The following is a 16,138-nucleotide window of genomic DNA, read 5'->3' as shown; positions in this document are numbered from 1 at the left end:
GCTGCATGAGCAAGCACGCGTCTATCTGCTGCCGGAGCGCCGAGCGCGCTCGTATCCGCGCGTCGTTAAACAGCCCAGATCCAAGTTTCCAATGAAAAATGCCAGTCAGCTTAACTGACTGGCATTACCCTGAGGGCGGTTTTTTTATTGCGTCAATACACAATTTGGCTATATAAATACACACTCATTCGATTTCATAACGAATAATATTCGTAAAATAATCGACAATGTTGTGTTGTATTTGGACGAAATTCGGAACAACGGCATTGATTTTGCTGTCGTTCAGTTTTGCTTTGGCGTAATCTTCGAAAATTCCTTGGGGCAATAATTTATTCCCCAAAGTAACTCCTCGAAGACCTGCCATGACACTCCCACTCCAACACTTTGCAATGCGAATTGCCGCAATCGCGGCATTCGGCACCACCCTCGTGGCCTGCGGCGGCGGCGGTGGTGGCTCCAGTAGCACCGCCAGCGTGGCCCCGGCCGCACCGGTCGCCGCAACGGCATCCACGGCGCCTGCGGCGTCGGCTCCGATTCCTGCGCCAAGCGCGAGCCCGGCAGGCGATGCCGCCCCAAGCGCGGTAGCAGACACGGCCGTTACCGTCCCGTCCAACACGGCCGCAACGACCACCGCTTATAGCGTGTTCGGCATGGTCACCGACGTGCGCATCCAGAATACCAGCGCGGCCACGCAAACCAACCTGCCGGTCACCTTCGGCCAGGTGTTCGCCGCCGGCGACCTGATGCCGACCGATTCCCTGGTCGGCCGTTTCGACAACGGCACCGAGATTTCCCTGCAGCTCGACGTCAAGGCCACCCATCCGGACGGATCGGTGCGCCACGCCGTGGTGTCGGGCCTGGTCCCGAGCATGAACGCCAACGAGACGCGTACCCTGTCGCTGATGAAATCGAACGCGCCGCAATCGGCCGGCATGGGTCCGAAGACTCTGCTGCTGAACGGCTTCAGCTCCTCGATCCACGCCACCATCGATGGCGTGCGCTATAACGCCTCGGCCGACGACATCATCAAGCTCGGTGGCGCCTACCAGACCTGGCTCTCGGGCGCGGTCGCCAACGAGTGGCATGTGTCCGCTCCACTGAAGACGGCCGACGGCGTCGCGCACCCGCACCTGACGGCGCGCTTCGCGATCCGCTGGTACAACGCCATCAAGAAGGCACGCGTCGACGTCACGCTCGAAAACAACTGGGCCTACGAACCGAACCCGCAGAATTTCACCTACGATGCCGAAATCATGGTGCGCGGCAGCGTCGTCTACTCGAAGCCGGGCATGACCCACTACCACCATAGCCGCTGGCGCAAGGTATTCTGGTGGGGCGGCGACGCGTCCCAGGCCTACGTCAAGCACAACACCGCTTACCTGATCGCGACTCGCGCCCTGCCGAACTATGACCAGAGCCTGGTCGTGCCGGAGTCGGCCCTGGCCGATCTGAAGGCCAAGTGGACCGGCGCCGCGATCGAACCGATGGCGGTCGGCATGGCGATGAAGGCGATGCCGACGACGGGCGGCCGCCCAGACATCGGCCTGCTGCCGGGCTGGGCCGCTACTTACCTGCTGACCATGGATGCGCGCGCCAGCGAAGTCACGCTTGGCACCGCCGACCTGGCCGGCAGCTGGTCCTCGCACTACCGCGACCAGAAGACCGACCGTCCGGTGAGCCTGATCAATTACCCGTACATGACGATCCTGGGTATTCCGACCGATACCGTCAATCCTGCAACGAAACAGAAGGAAGCCTTCCCGAAATGTCCGACGACGGCCGCCTGCGCCACGCCGAACAAGCATGATTCGTCGCACCAGCCGGCCTTTGCCTATCTGCCCTACCTGGTGACCGGCGATTATTACTACCTGGAAGAACTTCAGTTCTGGGGCATGTATAACGTGTTCCAGTCGAATCCGGGCTACCGCCGCAACGTCGAAGGCTTGCTGGCACCGGACCAGGTACGCGCTCAGGCCTGGAGCATGCGTACGCTGGCCGAGGCCGCGTACATCACGCCGGATACCGACGAACTGAAATCGCACTTCACACGCATCCTGAACAGTAACCTGGACTGGTACAACGCGAACTACACCAATAACCCCGCCGCCAACATGTTCGGCGTGATCGCCACCAGCAGCGCGGTGATCTATAACTCGAAGCGCGGCGTGGCCCCGTGGCAGGACGATTTCTTCACGTCGGCGATCGGCCACGCGGTGGAACTGGGCTTCGACAAGGCACGCAGCCTGCTGGCCTGGAAAGCCAAGTCGCCGGCCATGCGCATGACCGACCCCGGCATCTGCTGGATCGACGGTGCGTTGTACTCGATGAACATCCGCGATTCGGAAACCGGCCCCTACTACACCAGCATGGCGCAGGTGGCCGCAGCGAGCCAGACCGAAGGCTTCCGTAGCCAGGAATGCGCCAGTGCCGGCATGGCCAGCTTCCTCGGCCTCAAGGTCGGCGAGATGACCGGCTATTCGAGCAGCGTGATGGGCTACCCATCCAACATGCAGCCTGCGCTGGCCTACGCCGTCGATGCAAGACTGCCTAACGGCGACGCGGCCTGGGCCCGATTCATGAGCCGTAGTGTCAAGCCAAACTACGGCAACGGACCGCAGTTCGCGATCATCCCGCGCTAAGCAGCGCAAGGCGCACGCTCCAGCCCCGGCTGCCATCAGGCAGCCGGGGCTTTTTTATCTGGAGAGCGCGGCGTCAGCCAGGAAGCTTTTCATCAAGCACTTTGCGGAAGCCTTTTTTATAGGCAACCTGCAAAATGTCGATGTCGTAGCGCCAGTTGGCTTCGACAATGACCGGTCCATTCTCGAGAATGGCGACATCCCAGCCGACCGTGTGCAGGTTGTCGATCGACTCATGGGCCTGCGTGACCAGCGCCAGTACCTCGGGCCAATAGGGAAGCTGGGCGCCGATGATCGTTGCTCCCGTAGCAGGATGCACGACCACGTCCTTCATGCTGGGCCAGCTTTTCGATCTCGAACCGATCGAGGTGATCATTTTTCCACTGACGACATCGACACCGGCGACCAAGTTTCCGCTGGCACCATGCGAAAAATTATCGACGTCGGATTCGCCGACCACGATGCGAAACGCTCCTGCGATGACTTCGATCTTGCCTGCGTAGCGGATGGTCACCACGCGGACGGTCGATAGCCCTTTGGACTGCGTAATGTTGCGTATCAGGTGGTGGTTCGACAGCTTGGGCTGGACGATCAGCATCCGCGTAAACTGCAGCGCTGTTTCGCAGTAGCGCGCCAGGTCTTGGAACGAACCGCTATTGCCGCCACTCCATTGAACGCCGGAAGACGTCACACTCAGCGAAAACGTTCCTTTTCCATGTGAACCGTTACTCGGCTTCACAAAGTACTCCCCCGGCACAAGGACGCTGGCCAAATCTTGGGCCGACAGTAGGTGCGGAATGGCGCTGGCGCCGCGCTCCACCTTGGTGATCAGTGCAATAATGTTCGCAGTCGGAATCCCATGCTGCTGGCAATGCTCAAAGAATTTGATTTTGTCATCGGCGAGGCGGCGGGCTTCCTGTGAGGTTATTGCCGCATAGCGGGCCTTGAGGGGCTCATTGTCCAGGTAATCCGACCAGGTGCGCCGCGGTACTTCGGCCAGACTGTAGAGCGAAAAAAACTTGGCGCCCAGACCGAGGCTGGTGCGTGCGTACACGGGTCCCCACAACAGGTGAATGTCGGACAAGCGTTTGATCGACGACATGGCATACAGCTGTGCTCGCATATAGTCCGAGGCGACATTGAGTGCACGTAGCTTCATGGTTCCATCCTTTTATCATCAGTGCGAGTTCAACTTGCTCGATGACGATTTTTTAATTGAGTACAAGACAAGATCCGCATCATAGCGCACTCTAGTCTTATTCAAGTGCAATGATGATGTGAACACAACGCTGAATAAAAAACACCATCGGCGCGAGCCAGGCAGTGTTTTATTAGCGCGCCGGCTGCCTACCGGATGATCACGCGATCCTTCGGTACTAGGTACATCATGCCGCCCTGCTTGTCCTTGAAGCTCTCGTAGACGCCCGACTGTTTTTTGAAGGTGCCGTTGGCGCGGTACTGGCCCGCGAGTGCGGGTCGGTCTTCACTTGCGCGATCTGCGCCGGTTCGCGCATCTTGCTGCGCCAGACTTGCGCCCAGCTCGCATACAGGCGCTGCTCGCCGGTCATGCCGTTGATCATCGGCGCCTTCTTACCTTTTAGCGAGCGCTTGTAGGCTCTCGCTGCATGGCCAGGCCCGCGTTGTCGGCGATATTCTCGCCCAGGTCAGTTCACCGTTGATGTGGTAGCCAGGCAGCGGCTCGAAGGCGTTGTACTGCTGGACCAGACTTCGTACTCGATATACCTTGCTGAGCTGTTATGTACAGGAATGGCATAATACTTCGATTATTTTTGAGAAGCGCCACGTGCAGCAGTTTCGGTCGGCTTGGGTAATCCCAGGTTGCCTTGGCTGAGCCGCTAAGAGGATTTAAATGCAAGTCGTAAAAGATATCAAGCGTGCCTGGGGGCACCTGCGCTCCGGGAAAGGCGGGCAAGCTCACCTGCCGTTCTGGCGCCAGTCGCTAGAGATGGGGGCCTTGTTCATGCTGCGCGGGATTGGTCCTGGATATTATTTGCAGGCCCGCTGGTGGCGGGCGTCGGTGCCCTTCGCCGACAAATGGGCGCACGTCAACAAGAAGGAATACAACGCCTTTATCGATCGCTGGAACCGCCCGGGTTACCAGAAGAGCTCGCAGCACAAGGTGATCGAAAAGGCGATCTTGCAACTGGTCGGCGTACCGACGCCTGAATTCATCGGTTATCTGCACCCCCAGCGCGGCGCGCGTGCCGACGGTGTCGCCTTGCGCGGCGCGGCGGACCTCGAACAGCTGTGCCGGACGCTGAGGGGCAAAAAGGTCTGCCTGAAGCCAGTCGAGGGCTATGGCGGCGCCGGCTTTTCGGCATTCGAAATTGGTGAAGCGGGCGACATGCCGGTGTTTCGCCATCCGGTGACGGGCGCAGAGACATCGATTGCGGATTGGTGGCGCTTGGCCGAACAGAATCGCGAAGGCTATATTGTCGAGCATTACCTGCACCAGCACCCGATGCTTTCCAGCATTCATCCGAATTCGGTGAACACACTGCGAATTTGGCTGTACCAAGCACGCGGCGAGTGCCGGATTGCCGGCGCTTTCCTTCGGGTGGGGCGCAAAGGTAGCATGGTCGACAACACCAGCCAGGGCGGTATTTTTTGCCCAGTTGAACTGGAGACAGGCATCTTGACCCATGCGGCGAATGCAAAGAACCCGCTTGAGACCATGGACGCGCATCCAGACACCGGTGGACGCATCAGCGGCGTGCAATTGCCGTACTGGCGCGAATGCCAGGAAGTGGCAATGCAGGCGCTACGGGCCTTCCCACATGTGAACATTGCCGGTGTCGATGTGGCGATTGCCGTCGATGGGCCACGCATGATCGAGCTCAACGTACGCCCGGACCAGATCGGCTGCGCACGATTGAACTTACCGTTGAAGCGGGTGGATCAGTGGATGCGTGCGGCAGAAGCACAAAGCTGATGCAGGACGCTGCCCATATTTCAAAGAGCGTGTAACTATTACTCTTGTCTTATGCAAGTGCAATGATAGTGTGAACAAAACGCATATAAAAAACACCGCCAGCGCGAGCTAGGCGGTGTTTTTACGATCGCGATCGCTGCTTACCAGATGATCACGCGGTCCTTCGGCGCCAGGTACATCTTGTCGCCCTGCTTGACCTTGAAGGCTTCGTAGAAGCCCGGCTGGTTTTTCAGGGTGCCGTTGGCGCGGAACTGGCCCGGCGAGTGCGGGTCGGTTTTGACTTGCGCGATCTGCGCCGGTTCGCGCATCTTCGAACGCCACACCTGCGCCCAGCCCGCATACAGGCGCTGCTCGCCGGTCATGCCGTTGATCACCGGGGCCTTCTTGCCCTTCAGCGAGATCTTGTAGGCTTTCGCCGCGATGGCCAGGCCCGAGTTGTCGGCGATGTTTTCGCCCAGCGTCAGTTCGCCGTTGACGTTATAGCCAGGCAGCGGGCTGTAGCCGTTGTACTGCTGGACCAGCATGTTGGTCTTGGCCTTGAAGTTCTTGTGGTCGGCCGCGCTCCACCAGTCGCGCAGGTTGCCGTTGCCGTCGTACTGGGCACCCTGGTCGTCGAAGCCGTGGCTGATCTCGTGGCCGATCACGGCGCCGATGCCGCCGTAGTTGACCGCGTCATCCGCGTTGGCGTCGAAGAACGGCGGCTGCAGGATCGCGGCCGGGAACACGATCTCGTTCATCTCCGGGTTGTAGTACGCGTTGATGGTCTGCGGCGTCATGCCCCATTCCTCGCGGTCGATCGGCTTGCCCAGTTTATCGAGTTCGCGGTCCGCTTCGACCACGCGCGAACGCATCACGTTGCCGACCAGGTCGTCGCGCTTGACGACCAGCTTGGAGTAATCCTTCCACTTGTTCGGGTAGGCGATCTTCGGGGTGAACTTGGCCAGCTTGGCCTGCGCTTCCTTCTTGGTGGCCGGGCTCATCCAGTCGAGCTTGTCGATGCTCTGCTTGTAGGCAGCCAGCAGGTTCGCCACCAGCTTTTCCATGCGCGCCTTGTGCTCCGGCGGGAAGTATTCGGCCACGTACAGCTTGCCGAGCGACTCGCCCTGCGCACGCTCGACCGCGCCGACGCCGCGCTTCCATCGCGGTTCGATCTCGGTGGCGCCCGACAGGGTCTTGCCGTAGAAGTCGAAACGCTCGTCGACGAAATTCTTCGACAGGAAGCTGCCGTAGGATTCGATCAGGTGCAGCGACAGATAGGCCTTCCAGGTGTCGAGCGAGGTCTTGTTCGAGACGTCGACGAAGGATTTCAAATAGGTCGGCTGGCTGACGATGACGTAGCTGGCCTTGCCCGACAGGCTGGCGGCGTCGAACCAGCTCTTCCAGTCGAAGCCCGGCGCGACCTTGTCCATGTCGGCCAGGTTGACCTTGTTGTAGGCCTTGACCGGATCGCGCAGTTCGACCTTGGTCCACTGGACGCGGGCGATCTCCGTTTCGAAGTCGACGATGGCTTTCGCATTCGCCGCGGCGTTCTTGTCGCCGGCCATGGCCAGCATCTTCTCGGCGTGCTGCAGGTACTTGGCCTTGGTGTCGGCCAGCTTCTTGTCGTCCGCCTTCAGGTAGTAGTCGCGGTCCGGCATGCCCAGGCCGCCCTGCATGATGTCGGCGACGTACTTGGTCGAATCCTTGTTGTCCTGGTGGATCGCGAAATCGAAGGGCACGCCGACGCCGATTTTACCCAGGCGCGCCAGCACGGCCGGCAGTTCGGACTTGTCCTTGATGGCGGCGATCTTGTCGAGTTCGCCCTTCAGCGGAGCCACGCCCAGTTGTTCAAGGCGCGCTTCGTCCATGAAGCTGGCCCAGAAGTCGCCGATGCGCTGGGCGTCGGTGCCGGCGGCCGGGTTGGTTGCTGCCGATTTTTCGATGATGCCGCGCAGGCGCGGCAGCGTGTTCTCGCGCAGTTCCATGAACGAGCCCCAGCTCGCCTTGTCGGCCGGGATCTCGGTGTTTTTCAGCCACTTGCCGTTCAGGTATTCAAAAAAGTCGTCCTGGGGACGCACGCCCTGTTCGATGTATTCGGTGGCGATGCCCGAGGACAGGACCGGGGCCTTGGCGCTCTTGGCGGCGGCACCAGCGCCCGCTGCGGCGGCGGTCGTGGTTTCGGCTTGGGCGACGCTGGCGACCAGCGCCAGCGTCAATGCGCTCAGCAGATGTTGTTTCATGTGTCTCTCTTCTTGTCGTGGTGATGGATGGATACCAGGTATTCCGGGGCCAGGCACTCGTGGCGCCTGGCCGCCGCTGACTTTACCAGATCGTGACGCGGTCTTTCGGCGCCAGGTACATCTTGTCGCCTTCCTTCACGCCGAAGGCTTCATAGAAAGCCGGGTGGTTCATGACGGTGCCGTTGGCGCGGAACTGGCCCGGCGAATGCGGATCGGTTTTGACTTGCACGATCTGCTGCGCTTCGCGCATTTTGCTACGCCATACCTGGCCAAAGCCCATGAAGAAGCGTTGATCTCCGGTCAGGCCGTCGATCACCGGGGCCGGCTGGCCCTTCAGCGAAATCTTGTAGGCCTTATAGGCGATGGCGAGACCCGAGTTGTCGCCGATGTTCTCGCCCAGCGTCAGTTCACCGTTGACGTTGTAGCCCGGGATCGGGCTGTAGCCGTTGTACTGCTTGACCAGCATGTCGGCGCGCGCCTGGAAGGCGGCGCGGTCTTCTTTCGTCCACCAGTCGCGCAGGTTGCCGTCGCCGTCCGACTGGCTGCCCTTGTCATCGAAGCCGTGGCCGATCTCGTGGCCGATCACGGCGCCGATCGCGCCGTAGTTGACAGCGTCGTCGGCGCGCATGTCGAAGAACGGCGGCTGCAGGATCGAGGCCGGGAACACGATCTCGTTCATCGAGCTGCTGTAATACGCGTTCACCGTCTGCGGCGTCATGCCCCACTCTTCGCGGTCGATCGGTTTGCCGAGCTTGTTGATGTTGCGGTTGTAGCCGAATTCGGAAGCGCGCTTGACGTTGCCCACCAGGTCATCCTTGACGATGGTGAGCTTGGAGTAGTCGCGCCACTTGTTCGGGTAGCCGACCTTCGGCGTGAATTTCGCCAGTTTTGCCTGCGCTTCCTTCTTGGTCGCCGGCGTCATCCAGTCCAGGGTCTCGATGCTTTGCGCGTAGGCGGCGGTGACGTTTTTCACCAGTTCTTCCATGCGCGCCTTGCGCTCGGCCGGGAAGTATTTACCCACATACTGGCGCCCCAGGGCTTCGCCCAGCGCGCCTTCGACGGTCGACACGCCGATCTTCCAGCGCGGACGGTTCTCCGACACGCCGGTCAGCACCGTGCCGTAGAAGGCAAAGTTGGCGTCGACAAACGCTTTCGACAGGTAAGGCGAGTATTCGCGCAGCAGCTGCCATTCGAAGTAGGACTTCAGGGTCGCCAGGTCGGTCTTCTCGACGACCGTGTTGAAACCGGTGAGATAACTCGGCTGGGCGACGATCACGTACTCCAGCTTGTTGCCGACGCCGGCGGCGGCCAGGGCCGCGTTCCAGTCGTAGCCCGGGGTCAGCGCGGCCAGCTCGGTCACGCTCATCTTGTTGTAGCGCTTGACCGGGTCGCGGTTCTCGACCTTGGTCCACTGCACCTGCGCCAGTTCGGTCTCGAAGGCAACGATTGCCTTGGCCTGTTCGGCGGCGTTCTTTTCGCCGGCCAGGGTCAGGACCTGGGCCACGTGCGCCTCATACTTGGCGCGCGTGTCGGCCATGCGCTTGTCGTCGAGTTTTAGATAGTAATCGCGGTCCGGCATGCCGAGGCCGCCCTGGCCGATGTAAGTCGCGTACTTGGTCGATGCGCGCGCATCCTGGCCGACGCGCACGCCGTAGGGCGTCGCGACGCCGATCTTCGACAGGTGTGCGATCAGGTTCGGCAGGCCCTTCTTGTCCTTCAGGGTGCGGATGCGCTGCAGTTCGCTCGCCAGGGGCTTCACGCCCAGGGTCTCGAGGCGCGCTTCGTCCATGAAGCTGGCGTACAGGTCGCCGATCTTCTGGACGTCGGTGCCGGTCTTCTTGTTCGGATCCTTCTGCGCCGCTTCGATGATGCCCAGCAGCTGCGGCTGGGTGTCGTCGCGCATCTTGGCGAAGGTGCCCCAGCTGGATTTGTCGGCCGGGATCTCGGTCGTTTTGAGCCACTTGCCGTTCAGGTAAGTGAAGAAGTCGTCCTGCGGGCGCACCGAGGTGTCGATGTACTGGGTGTCGATGCCGGAGATCGGCGCGGCCTGCGCGCTGGTGGCGACGGCCGCAGCCGTGGTGGATTTGGTGGCGTCGCCGGCATGGGCGAAGGTGGCCAGCACGGACAGCGTCAGGGTGCTCAGAAGGGTACGTTTCAAGGAAAGGCCTCGTTTACCGATGTGGGATCACGCAAGAATGCACGATCCCGGCCCATCCGTCGAGAGGCAATGTGGCAAAAATGTCTTCCCCGGCGCGGCAGCGGCCGTTTTGCGGGGCGCCCGTATTGACGGGCGCTATGGCAAACGAGACGTATGCATGTCTACAGTTTCATCTCGAAGCGCAGCCCATAGGTCGGATCCGTATGCGCACGCGTCGTGACAAAGCCGTTCGGCGCGGCGTAATAGCGCGCCGTCACGTAATCCTCGGCCAGCAGGTTGTTGACGGACAGGCGCAGCTGCGTCGTGGCGCTGAATTTCCACAGGCCGTAGAGGTCGACCTGGCGCTTGACGCCGGCCTGGCTGGCCTCGAGCGCACTGGTTTGCACCAGCACGGCCGGGGTCCAGTTATAGCTGCCGCCCAGGGTCAGCGGCCGCCCCTTCATGCGGTAGTCAAGCCCGACGTTCGCAGTCTGCTCGGCCTGTCCGTCGAGCCGGTTGTTGGGGCCGGGAATACCCTCGACACTGGACCAGAAGCGGCTGTAATTCGAGCGGAAGTCGATGTCCGGGCTGTTCGCCACCAGTTCGGCCAACTGGAACTTCGCTTCCAGTTCGATGCCGCTGGTGCGCGCGCTGCCGATGTTCCGGGGACTCGACAGGTAGCGCAGGCCCTGGCTGGTCTGGCGCTCGGTGATCACGCGCCGGATCAGGTTATCGACCTTGCGAATGAAGCCGCTGGCGCTGAGGATGCCGCTCTTGCCGAGGTAGTGCTCGTAGGCCAGGTCGATACCGCGCGCCAGTTCCGGTTTCAGGTCCGGGTTGCCGCTGCGGTCGGGACTGACCCGCGCGTTATAGGTTGCGAACGAGGGAGAGGCGATCATGTCGTTCAGCGGCGCGGCCCGGTAACTCTGGGTCAGGCTGGCACGCAGCTGGTCCTTCTCGAAGCCGGGAATGCGCCAGACCGTGTGCACGACCGGGCTCCACACGCGGCTGGTGTTGCTCACCTCGGAGGCGCTGCCCGTGCTGCTGGTGCGAATGCCTTCCCAGCGCAGGCCGAGGTACATCGACCAGCGCTCGGTGATGTCCCACTCGTCCTGGGCGAACAGGGCGAGGCGGCGCGTACTGGCTTGCAGGTTGGCGCCGGAATCCTCGAACAGCGCGCCGCCGTCGCTTTCCGCCACATGCACCTGTTTCAAGCGCGCGCCCTCGAGGTCCCAGCCGAGCGCCAGCAAATGGCCTTTACCCATCGGCGCCGTGTACTTGCCGCTGTGCGTGAGGTTGCTGTTGCGGCTGTTGTCGACGTCGTTGAAGGTGCGCAGCGTCGCGCCGGCGGCGTCTGACGTATAGCGCAGGCTGTCGCTGTCGTTGCGGCTCGCACCTCCGCTCAGTTTCATATCGAGCTTGGCGCCGCCGTCCATCTTGTGCAGCCAGTTGCCCATGGCGCGCACGAATTGCGACTCGGATTCGGACCCGGTGCGCAAGCGCGCGTACTCCGCCGGCCGGGTGCCGCCCAGGTGGTCGATAAACGTGTCGCTGCCGTTGTCGTTGCGGTTGATGCCGACAAAAGGTTGAAAAGTCAGCGTGTCGCCGTTGTCGAATTTATAGGACAAGCGCGGCGACAGGAACATGCCGCGCGTGCGCGATTCGACGCCGGTATGGATGTTCTGTTCGCGCGTCACATTGCCCGCCAGGTCTTCTTCGCGCACGTAGCTGTCGCTGTCGCTGCGCGTGCGGCCCGCCATCGCGTTCACGTTCATCAGCCAGGACAAGTTGCCGCTTTGCCCCGGCAGGGACAGCGACAGGTTCGGCGAGTGCTGGCCGGCGCTGACGTTGTCGCCCGCGCGCAGCTGGATCTCCTTTTGGCGATAACCCTCGCGCAGCACGATGTTGATGGTGCCGGCGATCGCCTGCGTGCTGTGCTCGGCTACCGGTCCGCGCATCACCTCGATGCGTTCGACCTGTTCCGGCGGCAGCGATTCGATCGAGAAGCCTGGAGGCGGACGCTCGCCGTTGATCAGGACTTGCGTGTAGCCGTTGCCCAGGCCGCGCATGCGCACGGCCCCGCCGCCACCGCGACCAGGCGGCCCGCCCATCGTCACGCCCGGCAGGCGCTTCAAAATGTCGCCGACGCTGGTATCGCCGTTGCGGTCGAGTTCCTCGCGTCCGAACACCATCTTGGCGGCGGTCGACAGGCGCCGCTGGTCGGTATCGTTGGCACGCGAGCCGGTCACGTTGACCTGGGCGACCGGAGCGGAGGATGGCGCCGCCTTCGTGCTCGTGCCGGGTTTTGTCTCGGGTGCCGGTTGTGCGGCGGGATCGGCGTTCTGGCCGGCGGCCAGGGCGGGCATGGCGGCGGCGCCCAGCAGGGCCAGGCAGGCGGCGGAAATCAGCTTGTTCATGTCGTTGTTATGCGGCGCCGCCAGGCCGGCAGCGCCATTTGGTATGGACGTAACCGGCTATTCTAGCGCCTGCCGTCAAACGCGCCCAGGCATTTACATCCGCTGCGTGGCTAGAAGCCGATGCTGCCGCCGCCCTGTCCGGCGCCGCCGCGGCCACGTCCTCCCGGTCCGCCTCCGGGTCCGCCACGGCCGCCTTCGCGCCCCGCTCCTCCCTCGCGTGCCGGCGGCGCGCCATCGCGCACCCGTTCCAGCTGGTCGGCCAGGAAACGCAGGACTTTCGCGCGCTGGCGGTCGTCGAGGGCGTCGTTCATCGTCAGCCAGAGTGCGCGTAACTGCTCGTCTTCGCGGGCGCTGGCTGCAGCTTCGGTGTTAGCCGCCGTGCCCAGCTCGCGCAGTTCGGCATCAGGACGCGCGCTCAGTTGCACGGCCTGCGCCTGCAGGCGCTCGCGCCGGGCTTGCCGTTCGCGCAGCAGGGCGCGGGTGCGCGCCTCGCTTTGCTGCCACAGCAGCTGCTGGTTGGCGTTCAGCGCCAGCTCGGTGCGCAGCTGCGCGGCCATCGGCAAGACATCCTCGGCGCGCAAGTCCATCAAGGGGGCGGCGGCGACGCCCGCGCCATGCAGGGCCAGGGCCAGCACGGCAGCGCGCACAAAACGGTTTCCGGTCATCGGTACTCCAGGCAAAAAAATACCCACGGTGGGGAACCGTGGGCGAAACCACTTTGGGGTGGAGAGAGAAAAACTGGAATCGACTATAAGACCGGCCCGTACCCCACGTGACCACTCTTACAATTACTTACTGGAAGTACAACGTGCTTTACAAGTCGCGCCCGTTTGCGCAGGCGCAGCCCGAGCGGCGGGCGATTCGGGTTTATACTGGGGGCGCGCTATCTCATGCGTGCTGGCTTATCCTCCCCACCATCAACCACTATGGGTTCCACTCTCAAGAATGCCGGTCTGCTTGCCGTCGGCCTGGCCGCCGGCGCCGCCGTCACCATGCAGTTCTCCGCGCTCGCCTATAAACCGGTCGAGCCGAGCATGCCGCTCGACCAGCTGCAGCAGCTGGCCAAGGCGGTGGAGCTGATCCATTCCGATTACGTGGAGCCGGTCGAAGGCGGCAAGCTGCTGACCAGTGCCATTTCCGGCATGGTCGATTCGCTCGATCCGCATTCGGCCTACCTCGATCCGGCCGCCTTTCGCGAGCTGCGCGAAGGCACCGAGGGCAAGTTCGTGGGCCTGGGCATCGAGATCGGAGAAAGCGACGACGGCTACGTCGAAATCGTCGCGCCGATGGAAGACTCGCCGGCCGAACGCGCCGGCATCCAGGCGGGCGACCTGATCACCCGCATCGACGGCCTGGATGTGCGCGGCCTGGGGCTGGAAGAAGCCGTGAAACGCATGCGCGGCATGCCGGGCACGCGTGTCACGCTGACGATTGCCCGCGCCAGCGCGCCCCAGCCGCTGGTGCTCACGGTCGAACGCCAGGAAATCGTGCAGAAAAGCGTCAAGGGCAGTATCGTCGAGCCTGGCTACGGCTGGCTGCGCGTCGCCCAGTTCCAGGAACCGACCGTGGACGACATGGCCGCGAAACTGAAGGAGCTGGCGCGCAAGGAGCCACATTTGAAGGGGCTGGTGCTCGACCTGCGCAACGATCCGGGCGGCCTGCTGCAGGGCGCGATCGGGGTGGCCGCGGCCTTCCTGCCCGAAGGCGCGGAAATCGTTTCCACCAATGGTCAATTACCGGAATCGCGCCAGCGTTTTTATGGCCAGCCCGAACACTACATGCTGCGCAGCGGTCCCGATCCGCTGGCAAGCCTTCCGAACATCTTTAAAACGCTGCCTTTGGTGGTGCTCGTGAATACCGGCTCGGCCTCGGCTTCCGAGATCGTCGCCGGCGCCTTGCAGGACCACAAGCGCGCGACCATCGTCGGCACCCAGACTTTTGGTAAAGGCTCGGTGCAGACGATCCGTCCGATCGGGCGCGACGCCGCTGTGAAGCTGACCACGGCGCGCTATTTCACGCCGCAGGGACGCTCGATCCAGGCGCGCGGCATCATCCCCGATTTCGCGGTTGACGAAAACGCGGACAATGACGGCCTGAACGCCCTGCGCCTGCGCGAAGCCGACCTCGATCACCACCTGTCGGGCGACGGCGACGGCGAAACCAAGACGCGTCCGGACGATATCTACGAGCAGATGGCCCTGCTCGACGCGGCGCGCGACCGCCAGCCGCTGGCCTACGGCAGCGCCGGCGATTTCCAGCTGCTGCAGGCGGTGAAACACCTGAAGGGGCAGCCGATGCAATTGTCGAAGCGGCCATCCGGTGCGACGCTGGCGCGGCACGCGGCCCCACAATAAGGCCCGGAGTGGCTACCCCGACAATTCCCAGCTTTGTATTGATTGTGTAGAATCGCCGTCATTCACACGGGAATCCCCCGTTATCTCCTTTGAAAGTCCCGATCATGAAACCTGTCGTCATCAGCGGCACCGGCCTGTTTACGCCTCCGTATTCCATCTCGAACGACGAGCTGGTGACGGCGTTCAATGCCTACGTCGAGCTGCACAACCAGGAAAACGCCGAAGCGATCGCCGCCGGCGAAGTGACCGCCCTCGAACCCTCGAGCAGCGGCTTTATCGAAAAAGCCTCCGGCATCAAGTCGCGCTATGTGATGGAGAAAGAGGGCATCCTCGATCCGAAGCACATGACCTCGCGCATCGCCGAGCGCGGCGACGACGAGCTGTCGCTGCAGGCGGAAATGTGCGTCGCCGCCGCCAAGGATGCGCTGGCGCGCGCCGGCCGCGTGGCCGCCGACATCGACATGGTGCTGGTCGCCGCGTCGAACATGCAGCGCGCCTACCCGGCGATGGCGGTCGAAGTGCAGGAAGCCCTCGGCATCGAAGGCTACGGCTTCGACATGAACGTGGCCTGCTCCTCGGCCACCTTCGGCATCCAGACCGCGATGGCGGCCGTGCAGACCGGCCAGGCGCGCGCGGTGCTCGTGCTGAACCCGGAAATCACCAGCGGCCACCTAAACTTCCGCGACCGCGACAGCCATTTCATTTTCGGCGACGCCTGCACCGCAATCGTCGTCGAGGCGGCCGAAACGGCCGTGAGCGAACACCAGTTCGAGATCCTCGACTCGAAACTGAAGACCAAGTTTTCGAATAACATCCGCAACAACTTCGGTTTCATGAACCGCTTCGACGAGTCGGGCGTCGGTCAAGCCGATAAACTGTTCCGCCAGCAGGGCCGCAAGGTGTTCAAGGAAGTGTGCCCGATGGCCGCCGAAATGATCAAGGAGACTGTCGAAGCGGCCGGCCTGCAGATCCCGCAGGTGTCGCGCTACTGGCTGCACCAGGCGAACCTGAACATGAACCTGCTGATCGCGCGCACCCTGCTGGGCCGCGACGCCGAGCCGAACGAGGCGCCGGTGATTCTCGACACCTACGCCAACACCTCGTCGGCGGGTTCCATCATCGCCTTCCACAAGTACCAGGACGACCTGCCGAAGGGCGCCAACGGCGTGATCTGCTCGTTCGGGGCCGGGTATTCGATCGGTTGCGTGGTGGTGCGCAAGAAGTAAAACGAACGGGGCGCAAGCCCCGTTTTTTTTTGTTCGATTATTCAAACCTTGTACCGCGTGGGCATGAATGCCCACCCTTGTATCTTGATCGAGTTGGTGGTTAGCTATCACCAGCAGAGGTGAAGACCAGCTTGGGCCCACCCTTAAGGCTCGACCTTGGAAGGTAGATCAAGCCCTTCACCTCGTTCCCACACCA

10 protein-coding genes and 1 pseudogene are annotated in these 16,138 nt (G+C 62.4%); 4 read left to right on the top strand and 7 right to left on the bottom strand.

The window, feature by feature from the left end; translation table 11 throughout:
• Positions 1-184 precede the first annotated feature (184 nt).
• Positions 185-592: a hypothetical protein gene (locus C2862_RS24630; protein ID WP_136223642.1), complete on the bottom strand. Its 408-nt coding sequence runs from the start codon at positions 590-592 to the stop codon at positions 185-187.
• Positions 593-650: 58 nt separating this feature from the next.
• On the opposite strand from C2862_RS24630, the gene C2862_RS24625 reads away from it, so the two are divergent.
• On the top strand, positions 651-2,639 hold the full coding sequence (locus C2862_RS24625) for a hypothetical protein (RefSeq protein ID WP_229467595.1): 1,989 nt from the start codon (positions 651-653) through the stop codon (positions 2,637-2,639).
• Between the two features lie 73 nt (positions 2,640-2,712).
• Here C2862_RS24625 and C2862_RS24620 read toward each other — a convergent pair whose 3' ends face one another.
• Together C2862_RS24620 and C2862_RS24615 are read right to left on the bottom strand one after the other, a co-directional pair.
• Positions 2,713-3,795, bottom strand: a complete 1,083-nt coding sequence (locus C2862_RS24620) for a sugar-transfer associated ATP-grasp domain-containing protein (RefSeq protein ID WP_136223640.1) — start codon at positions 3,793-3,795, stop codon at positions 2,713-2,715.
• 188 nt (positions 3,796-3,983) lie between these two features.
• Positions 3,984-4,373: pseudogene (locus C2862_RS24615) on the bottom strand (M13-type metalloendopeptidase); the annotation flags it as partial.
• 133 nt (positions 4,374-4,506) lie between these two features.
• Between C2862_RS24615 and C2862_RS24610 the strand changes: the two are divergent.
• Positions 4,507-5,589: a sugar-transfer associated ATP-grasp domain-containing protein gene (locus tag C2862_RS24610; protein ID WP_136223638.1), complete on the top strand. Its 1,083-nt coding sequence runs from the start codon at positions 4,507-4,509 to the stop codon at positions 5,587-5,589.
• 140 nt (positions 5,590-5,729) lie between these two features.
• On the opposite strand, the gene C2862_RS24605 is transcribed toward C2862_RS24610, so the two are convergent.
• The 4 genes from C2862_RS24605 to C2862_RS24590 all read right to left on the bottom strand — a co-directional run bounded on the left by C2862_RS24605 (position 5,730) and on the right by C2862_RS24590 (position 13,027).
• Positions 5,730-7,808: a M13 family metallopeptidase gene (locus tag C2862_RS24605; RefSeq protein ID WP_136223636.1), complete on the bottom strand. Its 2,079-nt coding sequence runs from the start codon at positions 7,806-7,808 to the stop codon at positions 5,730-5,732.
• Between the two features lie 82 nt (positions 7,809-7,890).
• The gene (locus tag C2862_RS24600) at positions 7,891-9,966 is read right to left on the bottom strand and encodes a M13 family metallopeptidase (RefSeq protein WP_136223634.1); all 2,076 of its coding nucleotides are present in this window, start codon (positions 9,964-9,966) and stop codon (positions 7,891-7,893) included.
• Between the two features lie 161 nt (positions 9,967-10,127).
• The gene (locus C2862_RS24595; protein WP_136223632.1) at positions 10,128-12,362 is read right to left on the bottom strand and encodes a TonB-dependent siderophore receptor; all 2,235 of its coding nucleotides are present in this window, start codon (positions 12,360-12,362) and stop codon (positions 10,128-10,130) included.
• A gap of 110 nt (positions 12,363-12,472) precedes the next feature.
• Positions 12,473-13,027 (bottom strand): hypothetical protein, encoded by a 555-nt coding sequence (locus tag C2862_RS24590; RefSeq protein WP_136223630.1) that lies wholly within the window; start codon positions 13,025-13,027, stop codon positions 12,473-12,475.
• A gap of 261 nt (positions 13,028-13,288) precedes the next feature.
• On the opposite strand from C2862_RS24590, the gene C2862_RS24585 reads away from it, so the two are divergent.
• On the top strand, positions 13,289-14,716 hold the full coding sequence (locus tag C2862_RS24585) for a S41 family peptidase (RefSeq protein ID WP_136223628.1): 1,428 nt from the start codon (positions 13,289-13,291) through the stop codon (positions 14,714-14,716).
• 104 nt (positions 14,717-14,820) lie between these two features.
• The gene (locus C2862_RS24580; protein ID WP_136223626.1) at positions 14,821-15,942 is read left to right on the top strand and encodes a beta-ketoacyl-ACP synthase III; all 1,122 of its coding nucleotides are present in this window, start codon (positions 14,821-14,823) and stop codon (positions 15,940-15,942) included.
• Positions 15,943-16,138 lie beyond the last annotated feature (196 nt).

The organism is Massilia sp. Mn16-1_5, from assembly GCF_004798585.1.
Taxonomy (GTDB): Bacteria; Pseudomonadota; Gammaproteobacteria; order Burkholderiales; family Burkholderiaceae_D; genus Telluria.
This window is presented reverse-complemented; position numbering and strand designations above follow the sequence as displayed.

Bases quoted from the DNA above. Each gene is read 5' to 3' on its own strand.
- C2862_RS24625 (WP_229467595.1), top strand. From the start codon at position 651: ATGGTCACCGACGTGCGCATCCAGAATACCAGCGCGGCCACGCAAACC.
- C2862_RS24620 (WP_136223640.1), bottom strand. From the start codon at position 3,795: ATGAAGCTACGTGCACTCAATGTCGCCTCGGACTATATGCGAGCACAG.
- C2862_RS24610 (WP_136223638.1), top strand. From the start codon at position 4,507: ATGCAAGTCGTAAAAGATATCAAGCGTGCCTGGGGGCACCTGCGCTCC.
- C2862_RS24605 (WP_136223636.1), bottom strand. From the start codon at position 7,808: ATGAAACAACATCTGCTGAGCGCATTGACGCTGGCGCTGGTCGCCAGC.
- C2862_RS24595 (WP_136223632.1), bottom strand. From the start codon at position 12,362: ATGAACAAGCTGATTTCCGCCGCCTGCCTGGCCCTGCTGGGCGCCGCC.
- C2862_RS24590 (WP_136223630.1), bottom strand. From the start codon at position 13,027: ATGACCGGAAACCGTTTTGTGCGCGCTGCCGTGCTGGCCCTGGCCCTG.
- C2862_RS24585 (WP_136223628.1), top strand. From the start codon at position 13,289: ATGGGTTCCACTCTCAAGAATGCCGGTCTGCTTGCCGTCGGCCTGGCC.
- C2862_RS24580 (WP_136223626.1), top strand. From the start codon at position 14,821: ATGAAACCTGTCGTCATCAGCGGCACCGGCCTGTTTACGCCTCCGTAT.